The sequence below is a fragment of the Meishania litoralis genome (assembly GCF_042611095.1).
Taxonomy (GTDB): Bacteria; Bacteroidota; Bacteroidia; order Flavobacteriales; family Flavobacteriaceae; genus Meishania; species Meishania litoralis.
This window is the reverse complement of sequence record NZ_JBHFPV010000002.1, coordinates 433,643-451,838: the sequence shown is the minus strand read 5'-3', so window position 1 is coordinate 451,838 and position 18,196 is coordinate 433,643. Positions and strand designations below refer to the sequence as shown.

Below are 18,196 nucleotides of genomic sequence, written 5' to 3'. Positions count from 1 at the left end.
CTATTCATTTTCGAAAACAGTGGTCGAATAATCGATTTTGTCCGTATTGTTGAGAATATCAAAGAGGTCGTACTCCTTTTTCCGTACAGGCCTGTCGTATTCATTGTTGAAGTAAAAGGCAACATGTTGCACGGAGTTTCTATCGTTTCCTCGGTTAGACATTACATAGCCTATTCTATCTCCTTTTTGAATGATAATTGAAAAATCATCATCCTTACTATTGATATCGCTTCCAAGATTGACCGACCAATCAACGCTGCTCGAACCGACTTGGGCCATGTACACATCAAGGCCTCCGAATCCCTTATGACCATCCGAGGCAAAGAATAAAGTGTTGTTTGCCATAAGATTCGGATAAAGGTCATTCTTTTTGGTGTTTATCTTTTCTCCCAAGTTCATGGCGACGCCGACCGTGCCGTCTTTTTTGATGTGTGAGACATAGATATCGTAATTGCCAAATGTTCCGGGCATGTTGGAGGCAAAGAACAAGCGCTTGCCATCACTGGAAATTGTTGGATGTTTCGCCGAAGCATATTTGGGGCAAAGAGAGAGCTGTTTTATATTTTGCCATTGTCCGTTTACCTTTTCGGCCCTGAATATTTTATGCACCAATTCCTTTTTCGAAAAAATACCGTACAAAGGCTTTAGGTAAACGGCCTTGCTGAAGTAGGCGGTATTGCCATTGTCGGTAACAGCGATAGGTGCTACATAAGCGTTTTCGGTGGTCATAATCTCTTCCATTAAGGGTTCTAGACCGCGGTCTATGGGCCTTACGGCATCGGTAATAAGTTCGCCTGAAGGGGTGAACTCGAAATCTCTAAACCTACTTTGCCTTTTCTTTTCGATTTGATAATCGGCCTTGACCATGGCGACCATTTCGTCATGACCGAGGTTAACTGTTGATGACGATTCGGGATCCGACTTTCGGGAAGCATACTTGAATCTTTTGAGGTAGCTTTCGGGTAATTCTCCATCTTTACTGATTGCTTTTAACTTCTTGTACCAAAAAATGGCATCGTCATAATTCTCAGCCAAAAAACTGGCATTTCCGAGGTCTTCGAAAATCGCTTTGTTTTCATAGCCCAGCCTTTTAAGCTCTAAATAGTTGTTCAAGCGTTTGTCAGTGGCCTGGGCCAAGGCAATAGTAGAATTGTCGAACTTGCTTGTCTGCGCGGATTGCCCATATATTGAAAAGGATAGAATGGCGAAAATACATCCGAATATATGGTTGTAGGATAAAGTATTTTTCATAATAGATCGATAAAGGGTTAATAATCATCGACAAAGTTCACGCAATGCTTCGATTGATTACCTAACAAAAATTAATAGGTTTTTGGCCCTATGATCTATTTTTTGTTAAAATTGGAAGAATGTGATGCTAATTTATCTTCAGTTTGAAGAGGTGTCCGTTATAATAATACGGCTTTCAATTGTACCAATATTATTTTAGAGCAGCTCCGTTTCATACCTAAAATAAAACATCGGTTTGGGAGCACGCTTATTTTACATTGATCAACACGGCCTCGCAGCTCTTGAGATCGGAGTTTAAGACAACGTTTTCCGCATTATTGCCATCAACGATTTCAATCGACACCGTATTGGGTGGAAATTTACCTAGGTTATGTGCATAAAGAAAGAGGTCGTTCGGTTTGGAAGGGTCTAACGAAATCGCTACTTTCTTTTTATGATATTGTAAGGTGTACTTGGAGACTATGGCTTCACCATTTAGATAAATAGAGACGATATCACCGTCTTTTCTGCTGTGATCCCAAAGATTGATATGTATATTGGGGCTATGTACCTCCATTTCTTCCACATAATTCAATTTTCGTCCGTCAAAGGTTTCCCTAACCGTTGGAGGTGTTTTGGATTCTTCGGATGCGATGGGTTTAGGTTGCCGTTGTTTTTTGGTAATCGTAAATAAAGGGGTGGCATTCTTCGCGACGTTGTTCTTGTCATCAGGAAAAAGTTCGATGCCAAAAACCCGGTAGTTCGCACTAGGCTGAAGATAATGTTCCAGTTTTATACTTTCGGCATAACCACTGTTCTTGAAAATGCCCAGTTCTTGAATGACCATATCGTCTTTTGACAAATAGAACATAATGGTCTTGTTGGCAGGTATGTTCTTGGTCGTCCATTCCAGTTTAACCAAACCAGGAGCTTCCCATTCGGTTCCGTTTTTAGGATAAGTAATGGTTATTTCAGTTTTGGCTATCGTTTCGTTCGTGTTAAAGGCTTCATTGTAACCTAAAGTATTTCCATTTGTGTGGATTGGCACCAACAGAACGAACAGAACAACCTTAAAAAGAAAATGCAATCTTCGCATGACAGTATTAGAACGTAAAACGGCCCAATGTAGTATAAAATTTAGAAGAAGGTGTTTATTTGAAAATCACTCCTTTCTTGCCTTTTCAGTATGTTTTTCAAAGGCCTGCCCATTCCGTTCCATTCAACGGTCATGACATCATTTTCTTGAAGTATGATCTTTTCCCCAAAGCTAAACGCATCGGCACCAAAGAAATGGATATGCCCCAAACCTGAAATACGATGGTTTTCATACTTGAAATGGTGGTACTCGAGGTTATCAAGGTTGTGCGACATGTTCGCTTCGCCGGTATTGATAGCTTGCTCCCACAAAACCTTGTTGTCCCTGATGATACTGACCGTCCCTGAGATTTCCTTGAAGCTGTCGGTCAATACCAGTTCTGGCCCCAAAGAACAATTGCGTATTTTCGAAGGTGCCAAATAGAGGTAGTTCTTTCGCTCCATTACATGATCCGAAAATTCATTGGCCGTGGCAAAACCGATTCGCCAAGGATTTCCCTTAAGATCGTTGATATAGATTCCGGCAACCTCGGGTTCTTCGCCGCCATCATTCCCGAAATGGGGGATGCTCAAAACCTCGCCGTGTGCCTTTAAAATCGTTCCATTGCCTTTATAGAACCACTCGGGCTGTGCACCGACCTCACCTTTTTTGGCCTGTCCGCCTTCCACGCCCCATAAATACATTTTCATACTATCGGTAAGTTCTTGTTCTGCTTCCGCCTGGTGCATTTTTTGTCGATTTTCAGCACTTGTCTTATGGGTTAGACCCGTACCCGACAGCATCAATTTGGTCGGGTCGGTAGGATGGTCGAAGGCGGGCAGAAGCTTCCAATTTGATTGGCCCCCATAAATAGAATCATAGTTAAGCAGCTCTTCGGAAAGATTTTTCAGTATGAGTTGCTTCAAGCCACCACCAATTCGTAAGGCTTCGATTACCAATTCGTACACCGAGCCATATTCGGAAATCAACCTTAGGTCAGGCTCTTCAACCAGCGCGACTTTTCTACCTTTTGCTTTATGGGTTATCTGCACCAATCGCATGGGCCTTTTCTTATGAAATTGCAATTTGATTTAGATTTTTACTTGACAGTTCTGCGCCGCGGACTTATAAATTGCCTCGACCACTCGAATATCCCTTAAACCTTCTTCACCAGGTACCATCATAGGCTCGCCGTTTTTGAGTGCCAGCGCATCGTCGTCCATTTGTCTGGCCTGTTGGTTTTCGAGCGGAATATTGATAATGGTACCATCCGACATGCTTCCGTTGTTGCCGCCGTAAGAGGAATGGGGTTCCATTTGAAGTGACCCTTTTTCGTATGTTACCTTCAGATAATTCATTTGCATGCCATAGCTTGTGTGGCAGGCCGCACGGGCGCCGCTAGGGAATTCTAATTGAAACATGGCGGTTTCTTCGACCTCATGGTAGATTTCAGGCCGCGTTGTAGAAGTTTGGGCAAGCACGGAAATGGGTTCTTCCCCCGTGGCCAATCGGGCCCCTTGAATGGCATAAACCCCCATATCGCCCATAACACCGCCACCCATGGCCTTTTTTTGCTTCCAGTGTGTGGTTCGACCATCAAAATAACCTGCGGCAGAGGTTACCATTCTTACTTTTCCGAACTTTTGTTCCTTTACAACGTTCATGTATGCCTGAATATTGGGGTCGTGCTGACAACGGTAGCCGATCGATAGTTTTACCTTGTTGTCGTTACAGGCCTTGATCATGGCCTCGCACTCGGAGACAGAAGGCGCCATAGGCTTTTCACACCATACATGTTTGCCGGCCTTTGCCGCCCGAATGGAGTACTCGGCATGCATCGATGGAGGAAGTACCACGTATACCACATCGATATCCACGTTGTTGGCTATTTCGTCAAAATTTTGATAGTTGTAGATGTTTTTATCTGCAATACCATACTTAGTTTTCCAAACAGGGATTTTTTCCGGACTTCCCGTAACAATACCCTTTAATTCGCAGTGCTGTGTCAAAAGTAGGGCAGGTGCCAGTAGGTCTGCGCTGTAATAACCGAGTCCGACCAGGGCAATCCCCAATTTTTCTTTTTGCGGCCTTGAACCGCAAAAAAGAGTATTTGGAGCAAATGCAGTTGTTGTGGCGATAATGCCCGCTTTTAGGATGAATTCCCGACGATGATTTCTCATTTTAATATGGATTAAGGAGAGAAATTACGATAAGAATCCGAATAAATCAACTAATGTGCACCTATCAGTATCCAATTAAGCATGGGACTAATCGACAAAAAGAATATACAGTGCCCATAAAAAGCAGAATATGCAAAATGCATATACCAAATAATCGTTTATTGTAGTTTTTTCCTTCATAAAAATGGGTTTATGTCATATATATAAAACCCTGAAAAGTGCCCAAAAGGATTTTCATGCCCATGTATGGGGCAAAAATTCGATATGTTGTCATTGTGTCGGTCAAAGTGCCCCGAATCCTCCGTGAAGTGAAAAATATGAAAATCCGCAAAACCTTTAAAAAAGGCACTTTATCGATAAATGACATGTCTTTTTCAAAGCGATAGGGCCCTTAAAATGCAGTTTTACCGCTCAAAAATCGGTTTGGTCATCAACACCTAGGCCATTACTTTTTTCAAGGCATTGGAGAATTGTCGCACCTGTTCGATAGTTCCAGTGCTGATACGTGCCCAATCCAATAATGGGGGAAAAGGCCTACCAATAAGAACCCCCTCTTTTTGCATGGCTTTGATTATTTCCTGTATCGGCCTACCTGTTTTAAAGAATACAAAATTAGTGTGTGAAGGGATATACGGAAGCTCCAAATTGTCCAAAGTAGCATAGATAATGTCTTTTGCCTCCTTGTTCTTAAGAATGCTGAATTTGTAAAATTCATCGTCACGCAATGCTTCCTTGGCTGCCTCGATGGCCAATATGTTGGTGTTGGCCATAACAATGGCCTTTAAGCGTGTCGCAATGTCGGGCCGTGCCACTAAATATCCGATTCGCATACCTGCCAGGCCATAGACCTTTGAAAAGGTCTTCGAAACGATAACATTACGCCCTTGTTTGACCAATTCGACCATCGATGGATAATCGGGCTCCGTAATGAAATCGTAATAGGCCTCATCACTGAATATCATGGCCTTATTGTCATGAGAGGTACAGAAATCTTTCAATTCATCTTTGTTCAATAAAGTACCTGTAGGGTTGTTCGGATTGCAGATGAAAATAAGGCTGGTCTTATTATTCACTCTTCGCGACATGGCTTCAAGGTCATGTTGCATTTTATCGTCAACGGGAACGCGGTGGACATGGGCGCCGAAGGTTTCCCCATAACGGAGCATACTTTGAAAGGTAGGGTCGGCTGCGATAAGTTCACCGCCATTCAGGCCATAGGTCAATCCCACGGCTTTCAAGCCTTCGGTCGATCCTCCCGTAACGACGATATGGTCTTTTGTGACCCCTTCTTTTTCGGCAATCAACGGAACCAAATCTGACAATGCCCCAAAGGGATATCGGCAGGCATCATCGAAGGTTTTGGCAATGACTTCACGCACACGTTTTGAAGGGCCATATGGGTTCTCGTTCGAACTCAATCGAACAGGACCTTTTTCTTTTGCGCTTTTTTGTGGAATCTCAAGGGCAAGGCTTTCGAAACCTCCCAACAAGGCAAACCCTCCAGAAAGGCCGACCGTTCTCAGCCAATTTCTACGATCTATATTTCTCATTTTTGAAGTATTGTTTCGAGAAATAAGATACGTATTAATTGTATAAGCTTTCTATCAAGTGAAAAGTAATCGCATAAATGGAAAAGAAATGGTGCCTAAAACCTTTGAAAAACGGTATGGATTTCGGTGTTTCTTTCCTCTAAAACGAATTTCTACAACTGAAATTCTTCGTTGTTGCCTTCTTCATCATTGGCTGAACCCGGTAATAAGACATCTTTAAGAATATAGGCTGCGACCATGGTTATTCCTAGAGACAATAAATGCACTGAATATTCCCAATGCAATATTTTAAGCAGGCTTCCGCATATTACCCCTAATGTTCCTAGAACCAAGGTGCAATTCCATAAAATGTGCGACAGGGTGTTTTTGGATCTTCTGTCCTCATCCATAAAATAGGCCGTTCCCTCCATAATAAACCAGATTACGAAGGTAATCGCGGTTACGATCTGAAAAAATAGGGTATACGGAAAGTGGAGTATTCTTAGCAGTCCATTGGTCGTCCAAAAAAGAACGAGTATCAATTTGACGTAATCAATATATTGTTTCTCTGTCTTTTTATAGAACCTTATGGCGTAAAGAATGCCGACGGCAAAAAAGCCTATGAGCATTGTCTCCTTGGCAAAAGGCCATTGCAAGATTTTGGCCATCATGCCTATGAGCAACACGGCCAGTGAAATTCGTAGCGGTGTTTTCAAAACCTTCTTTACTGCAGTCATAAGATTGTTAGATTACTTTGATATTGGCCCGAAGACCTTCCATGATTCCCAAAATATTGTGCACTGTTTCTTTCAGATAGTGCTTGATCAATACATGGGGTATTCGAATTGTGGTAAATCCGTTCTTGAACGAATGCATGGCCTCTTCGAGATCATTGATGGCCTGTTCATGGGTAAGCATATGATACTTGGTGTCTATTTCGATATTGAGCTTTACCCTTGAAATGGCAATATCGACCGACTTTTTACCGTCCCACCATTCCAGCATGGCATTGACTCCGGCATCCTTAAGCCCATAATAGAGCTGTATGGCCTCGATCGGGGTTCCATGCTGTTCGACCAATTTTTTCATACGTACAAAATGTTGTCCGCATAATTCGACCCCGACATTATCCATCGAGTTTTTATGATCTAGGTAATCAAGTGCTTTATTGCATTCTAAACAGTTCATTCACGTAGGTTAATTTAAGCACCCGATTGTTTACGGGTAACGTTTCTTTTGGTTTGATCTGGGATAATAATAACCTGATGTTTTTTCGATTCGTATAATTGCTCGACGTTTTGCACCCTGATTTTAGACGAACTGCAAAATTTTAGATGAAATGCATCCAAAAATGTTAAAACTGTGGTGTAATTCGACCGAACGGTCTTCTGGCCATTTTAATTTTAAAAGTTGCTATTTTGTAAGCCAATGAAGGCATTACCAATTTTATTTACGACCAAATAGATTTATCATCGTATGTTCAGAAAGATTGGACCTGGTGTTTTGATAGCGGCGGCATTTATTGGTCCGGGTACCGTTACCGCCTGTACATTGGCCGGGGTCGGGTTCGGGTACTCCTTGCTCTGGGCAATGTTGTTATCGGTCATGGCGACCTTGGTTCTGCAAGAAATGTCGGCGCGATTGGGTATTATTACCCAAAGTGGACTGGCCGATGTTATTAAAAAAGAAGCACATACACCATGGATACGCATGTTGGCCCTAACGATTATTCTCGGAGCCATTGTCGTCGGCAATGCGGCCTATGAGGCAGGAAATATTGGTGGTGCCGTTTTAGGAATGGAGGCCATTTTCGGCCAACAATATAAAAATCTATACCCCTTGGTAATCGGTGGCCTTGCCTTTTTACTTTTATATTTGGGCAGCTATAAGACACTTGAAAAGGTATTCGTATCGTTGGTCATGGTCATGAGTATTTCCTTTTTATTGACCGCAATTATTACGCGCCCGAATATTGTTGAGGTTTTTAAAGGACTTTTTATTCCTTCGATGCCTTCAGAAAGTCTGTTGACCGTTATCGCTTTGGTGGGTACGACGGTAGTACCGTACAACCTATTTTTACACACTTCTTTGGTCAGTGAAAAATGGAAGTCAAAGGGCGACCTGAAGCATGCGAGACGTGACACCTTTGTTTCCATAGCCCTTGGAGGGTTGGTTTCAATGTCAATTATCATTGCGGCTTCGGCCATACCAGGGGAAAAGGTGAAAGGGGTAATGGATCTTGCCATGGGATTAAAACCGCTTTACGGCGAAAGCGCCAAGTACTTTATGGGCATCGGTCTATTTGCCGCGGGAATCACTTCTGCAATTACTGCACCGTTGGCCGCCGCCTATGTCGCCAATAGTTGCTTTGGGTGGAAGGCCAATTTGAAGGATATCAGGTTCAAGAGTGTCTGGATGTTAATTCTTGCACTTGGAGTCTTTTTTCTTTCTTTCGACCTGAAACCCATTGAAATTATCAAGTTTGCACAGGTTGCCAACGGAATTTTACTTCCCTTCGTCGCTGTATTTCTACTTTGGATTGTAAACAGGTCTTCTGTGATGGGAAAATATAAGAACACCCTTGTCCAGAATATTCTGGGCATCTTGATCATCGCCTTGGCCATTTTTCTTGGAGTTAAAAGTGTCTTCAAGGTATTCGGACTTTTTTGAAATGAATGAATTTTATATTGATATCAACTGTGATGTGGGTGAGGGAGTGGGCAACGAGGCTCTTTTACTTCCTTTGATATCTAGCTGTAATATCGCGTGCGGGGGCCATGCGGGAAATCAAGAGTCCATGTTCAAAATTGCCAGGATGGCACACGAAAATGGAGTTAAGGTCGGGGCGCACCCTTCTTACCCGGATAGAATCAATTTTGGTCGGGTTTCATTGGATATTTCCGAAAAGGAATTGATAGCCAGTATTCGCGGCCAATTGGCCAGTTTTGCGAGAGTCTTGAAAAATGAAAAAATCGAATTGCACCATATAAAGCCCCACGGAGCTTTATATAATGATGTTGCCAAGAATAAGGGACTGGCTCAAGTATTGCTATCGGCCATTGAGGAGTTTAAAAAATTGGCGATACTTTATGTACCATATAAATCTGTTATAGAACAAGAGGCGCATGAAAAGGGATTTAAACTAAAAAGAGAAGCCTTTGCCGACCGCAGCTATAACGATGATTTGAGTTTGGTACCGCGCAAGCTACCGGGTTCTGTGATCCATGAACCCGAAAAGGTTTTGCAGCATTTATTGGACATGGTAAGGTCAAATAAAGTGACGACCCTAAAAGGGGAAAAAATTGAAATTTTGGCAGACACATATTGCATTCATGGCGACACCCCATTCGCTTTAGAAATTTTAGACTACCTTACCCAAGAATTGCCAAAAGCAGGCATTCGAATCAAAAAATGAAGCCTTACCCATTATCAATACGCCCTTATGGATTGCGAGCCGTTTTGGTGGAGTGGCCAAGTACGGTCGATGAGGCCATTCTTGAAGATATTTTGTGTTTTTATCGGTATCTGAAAACCAAATGCCTAAAGGATACCGGTTGGGAAATGATACCTGCCTATAACTCATTGACCCTCGTTCAAAACTACAAATTGGTCGATTTCAAGAATTTTAGCGCAAAACTGAAAAAATGGTACGCCGAAAAGTCAGGCACCATACCTGAACAACGATACCTATGGCGGCTTCCTGTGTGCTATGACCTTGATTTTGGCATCGACCTAGAACTAGCTTCTGAAAAACTGCGATTGTCGGTCCCTGAAATTATCGAACAGCACACGGCACATGTTTATCGTGTATACGGAATTGGGTTCTTGCCCGGGTTCATGTATTTGGGAGGGTTGCCCGAGTCACTGGAAATCACTCGAAAGGAGACCCCAAGGTTGAAGGTTGCAAAAGGCGCTGTCGGACTTGCCGGGAAGCAGACCGGAATTTACCCCCAAGAATCGCCCGGGGGGTGGAATATTATCGGTAATTGCCCGGTTTCCATTTTTAATGCAAAAGAAGATCACCCATGTTTGGTGAGCGTTGGCGATCAGATTCAGTTTTATTCCATTTCAAGGGCCGAATATGATTTGCACAAGATCGAAGGCGAAGTCGGTATTTATAAAATTGAAAAACTAAAAATCGATGCTTAAACTTTTGAAGTCCGGTTTTTATACTTCCGTTCAAGATCGCGGTAGGTTCGGCTATCGCGATAAAGGAGTGCCGGTCTCAGGGGCAATGGACAACCAGGCCTTTGAAACGGCGAACGCGCTTTTAGAGAACGATGAAAACGATGCGGTTCTCGAAATAACCATGACGGGGCCAACGTTTGAGTTCGAGAAGAACACCTTTATCGTTTTGACCGGAGCCTCCATGAGCGTTACGCTGAACAATAGCCCGGTCGATAATTATAAAGTTCTTAAGATTGTACCTGGCGATATTTTATCATATGGTAGGCTCGAAAACGGATTCCGTAGTTATTTGGCCATAAAGAATGGATTTAAAACGGAGAAGGTTTTGGGTAGCCGTTCGCAGACCAAATCGATAACCGACAGCACCTATTTAAGAGATAGAAGTACAATTCGATATGAGCCCTGTGATACCTTCGTTCCTAAAATTCCCGAGATCAAGATAAATCCATATTTTGATAAGGAAATTTTGGAAGTCGCAAAAGGCCCTGAATTTGAAATGCTTGAGAACCGGCAGCTCGAAAAAGTATTCGGCAGTAATTTTTCGGTATCGAAGGAAAACAATCGAATGGCATATCAATTAAAGGAAACCATTGCTGGTCATAACAGGTCGATGCTTACTTCGGCGACCCTTCCGGGAACGGTACAACTTACCCCCGCAGGTAAATTGATAGTTTTGATGAAAGATGGCCAAACCACCGGGGGCTATCCTAGAATTTTACAGCTGACCGAAGATGCGATTTCAATACTTGCCCAAAAAAAGCTGGGAGACGTTATTTCGTTCAGATTGATCGCACCCTAGAAAAGGTGTTTTATTTTTTTGACCAATTTCATTGAAAGATTGTAGGGCGGATATCGAAGCGGGGCATCGAACCAATTCGCTTTTTTGATAATCGCTTTTTGGTGCGAAAAGATGTCAAAAGATGTCTTGCCATGATAGGCACCGATACCACTTGAACCTACTCCGCCGAACGGTAGTTTTTCGTTCGTAATCTGTATTACGGTATCGTTGATTGCACCACCGCCAAAACTGTATCTATCGATAATTTTCTTTTGGAAGGATTTTCGGTTTGAAAATATATAGGTCGCCAAGGGTTTGCCGTAATTCATGATATGGCGTTCGATATCGGCTTCGGTTTCATAGGCGATTACGGGAAGTATCGGCCCAAAAATTTCGCCCTGCATCAATTTACTCTCCAGCTTGGGCTCGTTGACCAAGGTAGGTGAGAGGTAATTGTCATCCTCATTCGAATCGCCGCCAAAAAGTACCTCTTCCCCTTCGAGCATGGCCTTTAATCCTTCAAAATGCCTTTGGCTTACAGTGCGAGAAAAATCGGGAGAATCTTCAATGTTTTCTCCATAACTTTTTGTGATATATCGTTTTAAGGCCTTTACGAGTTTGTCCTTTACGCTTTTGTGCACTAAGATATAGTCGGTGGCGATGCAGGTTTGGCCGGCGTTCAAGAATTTGCCCCAAGTGATTCGCTTCGCCGCCAAATCAATGGATGCCGTTTCGTCGACAATGGTTGGGTTCTTGCCACCCAGTTCCAAGGTAACCGGGGTCAGATGTTTCGCTGCACTTTCATAAACGATTTGCCCGACCCTTGTGCTTCCCGTAAAAAAAATGTAATCCCAGCGTTCGGCGAGGAGTTCTTGCGAAACTTCCACGCCACCATCCACTACGGCAACATGCTCAGGTTCAAAAACGGCGTTCACGATTTCAGATATGATCATTGCGGTGTTCGGGGTTACCTCAGAGGGCTTGACAACGACCGTATTTCCAGCAGCTACGGCTCCGACCAACGGTGCGAACGCCAATTGAAACGGATAATTCCAGGGCGCAATGATCAATACGGCACCATAGGGTTCTTTATAGATCCAATCAGATGACGGCCAATTCATCAAGGTGGCCGCCTTTCTTTCGGGCCTGGCCCATATATCGATATTCCTTAGCGCCAATTTCAACTCTGCCAAAACGAACTGTGTTTCGGCCGCCAAGGTTTCGAACTTTGGTTTTTTAAAATCTTTATAGATGGCTTCCGCGATATCATCCTCACGCTCGATGATTTCTTTCTGTAATCGCTTTAGCGCCTTTTTTCGAAAGGCGATGTTCTTTGTACGCTGTGTTGTAAAAAAATCACGCTGTTTCTTTAATAATTCCATAGGCATCATTTTAACAAAAAAACCAAATGTATCATGCATTTGGCGATTTCACTGCTAAGAACACAGCTAATCTAAACCAAGCTTATCGAATAATGTAATTTTCGGGCCCTCAATTTCTCTCGAATATATAATTCTTGCAATCGAATATCCACAAGACAGGCCATAGCGGTATTCCGTTAATTTCATTTTGACCTTGGCACTAAACCGAACTTTTGTATTTAACCTAAGCCAGAACTTCAAAAAGGGCAGTTCTGGCCTCTCCAATGGAGAGATAAATAGAAAACCCCGAGGCAGGGCCATCGGGGAATTATTAAGATCAAAGGGATTCGAACGTTAAATGAAAAAACAAAGTGGGCGTATCATAAAAATCGGGTTCGGTATGGATGCCCATAGCCACGTTCATCGTCGTTTCCGTAAGCTCCTTGATGATGACGATATTACTGGTTTCCTTATAGCCTAGATATTCGTCTAAAATAAGCCGTTGTTTTCCTGTAAATTCAACGGTTTCAGGGCCAACTTGCGGAAATAAGGTGTCAACGGAGAAATCTTCTTCACTTACAGACCACGTGGCAGCGGTCTTTGGTTCATAAAGCGCATGTGCCAAGGGTACATTGTTTATATCTGCCGAAACACCCGTTATCTCGGTCGGAAAAAAGGCACTGGCATGAATCAGGCCCATAAGGCTCTGCCCATCGACATTATCGACTTTATAGGTGCCATCATGAACAAAGGTAAATGAATCTTCATAGGAGGCTCCGAGGCCAACGGCTTCCAATAGATTGTCGAACGATGCGATCAAAAGTCCTAGGTCGTTTTCGATCAGACCTGCACCTTCCTTACCTGCGGTATACGCTTTTTTCAATCGCCAAGTCTTGCCTTCGGGCCGCGCCGGGCCTCCAGTCAATAATATCTCAAGAGAGGGCAAGATTGTAACTTCCTTTGTTTCCGAAAATGTACCGTTCTCACCACTTACCGATAGAACCACGGTATATGTACCCGGGCTGGCAAATGCATATTGGGGGTCTTCTTCAGTGCTGGTGGAACCATCGCCGAAATCCCATGAAATGGAATTTGCGTTTTCGACCGTTCCGTTAAAAGTTACTACCGAACCCTCGACCAAAAATTGGAAATCAGCCAAAGGCAATCTTGGATCTTCATCATTGCTACAGTTGACAAAAAACACAAAAAGTAACAAAAGACCGATTATCTTAATGTATGTAATTTTCATGTGATAATTTTTTAACGTTTAATTTTTGTCCCACCAGATGGGGGTATCAATTTTGTTAGCGCCTTGCCTAGAAATAGCTTCTTGAAGGTTGGTGGCGTTTGAACTTTGTTCGAACGATGGGTAATTGAACCTTTTCGGCATAATGCCGTTCGTCGCGCCCTGATGCAGCCCTGGATCTGTTCTCACGGGAAGCACCGGAAATCCTGTACGGCGTATATGCGACCACGACTCAAAGTAATTCGGGGTTAGTGCCAACCACAATTGAACGCCGATCTGCTCTTCATCGTTGTTCCCTGAGAGCGTAGCGATGGGCGATGCCATGAAATCCGATATTTCGGCAGCTTCTACTCCCCATTGGTTCAATGAAGCTTCGATACCATTTCTAAAAAAAGAATTTGCCGCGGTCGGGTCGTTGTCATACGCCAAGGCGGCCTCTGCCCTTAACAACCATGTTTCCGCTGCGGTCATCACAAATAGTTTGCTTTCCGGTGATGATAGTGCCAGTCCCATGTCTGACAAGTTGGCAAAATTGGAATTTCCGAACGCTTGATCGGTCAATCCGTTCGTGATTCCCGAATATTGGCCGCTACCGTCTTGACTTACGAATATCGATAATCTCGGATCCGAGGTATTCTGTAATTGGTCGATCAAAAATGTTGACATTTTTATGGAGGGAAAGCCGGTACGTCTTGTAAACCAAGCATTTCCGGTGCCTTCGGTCTCTATCATAAATGCATCGTGTTCGGGAGTTTCCATCAAAGGCTCCGATAAACATTGCACGACGGTTGATTGTGATAACCCTGGGTCGGCATACCGTAACCGCATGGCCAAGCGTAGGCGGACACTATTCGCCAATCGGACCCATTTGTCGAGATTATTGTCAAAAATCGGATCGGAACCTGGATAGCCCAATTCTGGATTTGCGGTTTTAAGAACGGCTATACTTGAAGCTAAACGGGCGATCAGGTCGGTATAAATACTTTGTTGTGAATCATATCTGGGCTGTATAATGTTTTCCGACTTGCCCTTTCCGCCTTCATTATACGGAACATCGCCAAAAGCATCGGTCATTTTGGCATAGCCCAGTACCGCAATGATATCGGCCATCGCATGGCGAACATTGTTCTGTGTTCCAGCGGTAGATGTTATTAGCAATACTTCTTCGATATGACGGATAGTACCACTATAGCCTTCCTTTAACATGCTGTTATAGTCGCCATCAAAACCATCGCCATATTGATCAGGGGCCCTCCAAGTACTTCCTGCGACGAAATAATGCGCGTATTGTCCGGCAAACCGGGCTGATGCTTGATCGGTGGTGCCTTGAAACAAACTTCTGACCGCCTTTGTAAAGAGTGCGGAATCGTCAATCGTCGTTACCGCGTTCGGGTTGTCATAAAGGTTTTCCAAATGTTTTTCGCATGATGAAAATAGTATTCCGAACAATGCGACAACTACTATTTTACGTATGTTGTTTTGTGTATTTTTCATGGTCATCGCTGTTAAAAGTTGATTTTTAGGTTAAGGCCATAGCTTCGGGTCGAAGGTAAGGAGGAATGTTCAAAGGCAGTACTGGCAGGGCCGCTACTATAGGTCGCCTCGGGATCTATGTCACCACTGGCATTGTATAGAAAGAGCAAGTTTCTACCAACGGCCGATAAAGTAGCCGACTGAATAAAGGTGTTTCGCAACATGGTTTCCGGAAAATCAAAGGTCAGCGCTACTTCCCTGAGTTTTACGTTAGTTGCGTCGAGTATCAGGTCTGTAGCTACCTCATTTGCGAATATATCAGTAAACTGTTTGAGCATGGCATTGGCCGGCACATCATTTTCAAAGCCGGTAAACTCGTTGATACCGTCTTCGATGATGCCAGTTTCCCTTCCTACGAGGCTTCGCTGATCCGTTCCGAAGAACAACCGGTAACCGCGACCATACGAATAATATTCCCCACCGACCTGTGCTGTGATCAACGAACTTAAAGTGAAATTCTTAAATCGTATTTGGTTAGTGAAGCCGCCGTACCAATCTGGGTTGATATTTCCGAGGGCGACACGCTCTCCTCTTTGGGCAAGGCCGTCATTACCGATAATCTTCCTTCCGAAATTATCCCTTAGAAAATCATTGCCATAGATGGTACCGAATTCTTGGCCTGGCCTTGCCTCGACCGAAGCGGTCCAAAGGGTTCCCAAAACAATATTCTGCAGCCCTTCGTTGAGTGAAACGACCTTAGAGTTACTTTTCGTAAAGTTGAATCCTAGGTTCCATGTAAAACTTTCAGAATCAAAAGGTATCAGGTTTAATTGGGCCTCAATACCTTTATTTTGAATTTCGCCCGCGTTGACCACTTTCGAATCGAAGCCCGAAGTGCCCGAAATGGGTACTGCCATGATCTGGTCGGTGGTATTGGTCTGGTAATACGTGGCGTCCAATAGAATTCGATTGTCCAAGAATCCTAGCTCAGTACCGATTTCCCAAGATTCTGAAGTTTCTGGTCGTAGGTCAAAAGATGGTAGGCTTCCTGAAATCGACGCGACCGTATATGGCAAGGTAACGGTTTGGTCGACATTGTAAACGGCCTGTGTTCGGTACGGACTGGTGTCGTTACCGACCTTGGCGAACGAGCCCCGCAATTTGCCTTGGCTCAATATTCTTGAATTCAGGCCTAGCAATTTCGAGAACAATAAGCTCATATTTTCCGAATGGTACCAATATGAGTTGTTCGTTTTAGGCAGTGCAGACGAATTATCGTTTCTCAGGGTAACGTCGAAGTATAGATAGCCGCCATAGTTGAACTGCCCCAAGCCGTAGAAAGAGTAGATTCCCTTCTTTGTCGTGTTTTCGTTGCTGAACGAATTTTTGTAGTTACTGATCTGATAAAACCCGTCGACTTTCGCATCGTTGCCCGAAACGTTCAACGCACTACTGAATTCATTGCGATAGTTCGCGCCCAAGCTTAACGTAACATTGAAATCGGAAATGTTCGTTGTATAAGTTCCCAATATGTCGGAGTTCCAGATACTACTTTTTCCCGTTTGGTGGTTGTAAGATCCCAAACCGTTCGAAATGGCATTGGCACCCCGTGCGCCAAAACTTGTAAAATCATAAACGATATAGTCGATACCCGATTTGGCAGTAATGTTGAACCTTTCGTTTAAATCCCAATTTGTCGAAATAAAGCCTTGAAAGCGATCTTTTTCGTCAACGTTGCCCGCATTTTCCAAAGCCCAATAGGGGTTATTGAACGTATTGTCCAAATTCCACTTGATTTCTTCCCCGTTCACATTGATCGTATTGTTGGCTACATCTTGTAAGCGGATATCGCGCGGCATGAGCGAAAGTTGTAAGGCCGTATTTCCACTCCCCTCGGCCAATTCAGGTCGGTTTTTTACTTTAGAAGTGATATAGGTCATCTTTCCATCGATCTTTAACTTATCGGTTAAGTTCGAAGACCCCCTCATATTAAAAGTCTGTTTCGATAGGGTATTGTTGCTAACGATTCCTTGACCATCTTCGTCGGTTATGGCCAATCGAAAAGAACCTTTGTCATTTCTCCCTTCAAACGACAATGTGTTTGACATGGTAAAGCCGGTCTGGTAGAATTCATTATAGGGATTACGATTGGGGTTCGGTGCGTAAACATCTTGCCGGCCCAGCCAATTCGTGTAGGCCTGCCCTTCCATTTTAGGTCCCCAGCTCCATGAAAAAGGGTAGTCGAGAACTGGTCTTCCATCTGCGTTGATGGGGGCAAAATCGCCGAACGCACCTGAGCCGTATTCATTTTGAAAATCGGGGGTCAGGGCAATATCGGTAAACAAGAAGGAGGAGTTCAACCCAATACCCACTCCCTTCTTTTTGGTACCCGACTTGGTAGTGATCAGAATTACACCGTTCATGCCAAGCGAACCATAAGCTGCTGCGGCTCCTGCTCCCTTAAGTACGCTTATCGATGCGACATCGTCTGGGTTAATATCTGAAAGGGCATCCCCGCGGTCGATACCACCGCCGCCGCCGGCACCTCCCGAACCATTATTAATAGGTATTCCATCGACAACGACCAAAGGTCTGTTGTTGCCACTGATCGTGGTTATGCCCCTTAAAAGTACGCGGCTCGAACCATCGACCCCGGTATTCGATTGCGTGATCTGTAATCCGGAAACCTTTCCGGAAAGGGAATTCATTACATTGTTTTCACGGGCCACATTGACTTGGTCGGCAGTAACCTGAGAAATGGAGTACCCTAACGACTCCTTGTCCCTTTGAATATTGAGTGCCGTTACAACCACTTCATCAAGTTGCTCGCCGTCTTCCTCAAGTGCCAAATCGATGGTGGTCTGCCCGGTCATCGTTATTTCAACGGTCTTGAACCCTAAGAAGGAGAATTCCAAAACGGCCCCATCGGAAACGTTGTCGATCGAATACTTACCGTCAAAATCGGTCGTGGTTCCGATTGTGGTTCCTTTTACCAAAACGCTCACGCCAAGTAAGGGTATATCGGTATTCTTTTCCAATACCGTACCTGAAACCGAGGTCTGTGCCGTGCCCATAATGGAAAATACCATTAGGCCTATCACTGTTAAAAGGTTTTTCATACAAAATTAGATGTTTA

The 18,196-nt window shown here is 43.8% G+C and carries 15 protein-coding genes; 4 read left to right on the top strand and 11 right to left on the bottom strand.

Going from position 1 to position 18,196, the window contains the following annotated elements; all coding sequences use genetic code 11:
- The 7 genes from ACEZ3G_RS11100 to ACEZ3G_RS11070 form a co-directional block, all read right to left on the bottom strand.
- Entirely contained in the window at nucleotides 1-1,251 is a 1,251-nt protein-coding gene (locus tag ACEZ3G_RS11100; RefSeq protein WP_432425560.1) for a cell envelope biogenesis protein OmpA, read from the bottom strand.
- A 247-nt stretch (nucleotides 1,252-1,498) separates the two neighbouring features.
- Entirely contained in the window at nucleotides 1,499-2,326 is an 828-nt protein-coding gene (locus ACEZ3G_RS11095) for a hypothetical protein (RefSeq protein ID WP_432425559.1), read from the bottom strand.
- 41 nt (nucleotides 2,327-2,367) lie between these two features.
- On the bottom strand, nucleotides 2,368-3,390 hold the full coding sequence (araD1, locus tag ACEZ3G_RS11090; protein ID WP_432425558.1) for an AraD1 family protein: 1,023 nt from the start codon (nucleotides 3,388-3,390) through the stop codon (nucleotides 2,368-2,370).
- A gap of 6 nt (nucleotides 3,391-3,396) precedes the next feature.
- Nucleotides 3,397-4,485 carry a Gfo/Idh/MocA family protein gene (locus ACEZ3G_RS11085; RefSeq protein WP_432425557.1) on the bottom strand — a complete coding sequence of 363 codons (1,089 nt, stop codon included), beginning with the start codon at nucleotides 4,483-4,485 and terminating at the stop codon, nucleotides 3,397-3,399.
- A 437-nt stretch (nucleotides 4,486-4,922) separates the two neighbouring features.
- Nucleotides 4,923-6,035, bottom strand: coding sequence for a pyridoxal phosphate-dependent aminotransferase (locus ACEZ3G_RS11080; RefSeq protein ID WP_432425556.1), 1,113 nt, complete (start codon nucleotides 6,033-6,035; stop codon nucleotides 4,923-4,925).
- 152 nt (nucleotides 6,036-6,187) lie between these two features.
- Nucleotides 6,188-6,751, bottom strand: coding sequence for a hypothetical protein (locus ACEZ3G_RS11075; RefSeq protein WP_432425555.1), 564 nt, complete (start codon nucleotides 6,749-6,751; stop codon nucleotides 6,188-6,190).
- A gap of 7 nt (nucleotides 6,752-6,758) precedes the next feature.
- Complete coding sequence (locus ACEZ3G_RS11070; protein ID WP_432425554.1) at nucleotides 6,759-7,202, bottom strand: hypothetical protein; 444 nt, start codon at nucleotides 7,200-7,202, stop codon at nucleotides 6,759-6,761.
- A gap of 288 nt (nucleotides 7,203-7,490) precedes the next feature.
- Between ACEZ3G_RS11070 and ACEZ3G_RS11065 the strand changes: the two genes are divergently transcribed.
- The 4 genes from ACEZ3G_RS11065 to ACEZ3G_RS11050 are packed head-to-tail and all read left to right on the top strand — an operon-like array spanning nucleotide 7,491 to nucleotide 11,001.
- Entirely contained in the window at nucleotides 7,491-8,684 is a 1,194-nt protein-coding gene (locus ACEZ3G_RS11065; RefSeq protein WP_432425553.1) for an Nramp family divalent metal transporter, read from the top strand.
- Nucleotide 8,685: 1 nt separating this feature from the next.
- Complete coding sequence (gene pxpA, locus ACEZ3G_RS11060; RefSeq protein ID WP_432425552.1) at nucleotides 8,686-9,429, top strand: 5-oxoprolinase subunit PxpA; 744 nt, start codon at nucleotides 8,686-8,688, stop codon at nucleotides 9,427-9,429.
- Nucleotides 9,426-10,163, top strand: a complete 738-nt coding sequence (gene pxpB / locus ACEZ3G_RS11055; RefSeq protein WP_432425551.1) for a 5-oxoprolinase subunit PxpB — start codon at nucleotides 9,426-9,428, stop codon at nucleotides 10,161-10,163. The genes pxpA and pxpB overlap by 4 nt, the downstream gene beginning before the upstream one ends.
- Entirely contained in the window at nucleotides 10,156-11,001 is an 846-nt protein-coding gene (locus tag ACEZ3G_RS11050; protein WP_432425550.1) for a 5-oxoprolinase subunit C family protein, read from the top strand. Before pxpB ends, ACEZ3G_RS11050 begins: the two co-directional genes overlap by 8 nt.
- Here the strand turns inward: ACEZ3G_RS11050 and ACEZ3G_RS11045 are convergent.
- The 4 genes from ACEZ3G_RS11045 to ACEZ3G_RS11030 form a co-directional block, all read right to left on the bottom strand.
- Nucleotides 10,998-12,362, bottom strand: coding sequence for an aldehyde dehydrogenase (locus ACEZ3G_RS11045; protein ID WP_432425549.1), 1,365 nt, complete (start codon nucleotides 12,360-12,362; stop codon nucleotides 10,998-11,000). The two genes, ACEZ3G_RS11050 and ACEZ3G_RS11045, sit on opposite strands and share 4 nt — an antisense overlap.
- A 316-nt stretch (nucleotides 12,363-12,678) precedes the next feature.
- On the bottom strand, nucleotides 12,679-13,590 hold the full coding sequence (locus ACEZ3G_RS11040) for a PKD domain-containing protein (protein WP_432425548.1): 912 nt from the start codon (nucleotides 13,588-13,590) through the stop codon (nucleotides 12,679-12,681).
- An 18-nt stretch (nucleotides 13,591-13,608) separates the two neighbouring features.
- On the bottom strand, nucleotides 13,609-15,081 hold the full coding sequence (locus ACEZ3G_RS11035) for a SusD/RagB family nutrient-binding outer membrane lipoprotein (RefSeq protein ID WP_432425547.1): 1,473 nt from the start codon (nucleotides 15,079-15,081) through the stop codon (nucleotides 13,609-13,611).
- A gap of 11 nt (nucleotides 15,082-15,092) precedes the next feature.
- Nucleotides 15,093-18,179, bottom strand: coding sequence for a SusC/RagA family TonB-linked outer membrane protein (locus ACEZ3G_RS11030; RefSeq protein ID WP_432425546.1), 3,087 nt, complete (start codon nucleotides 18,177-18,179; stop codon nucleotides 15,093-15,095).
- Nucleotides 18,180-18,196 lie beyond the last annotated feature (17 nt).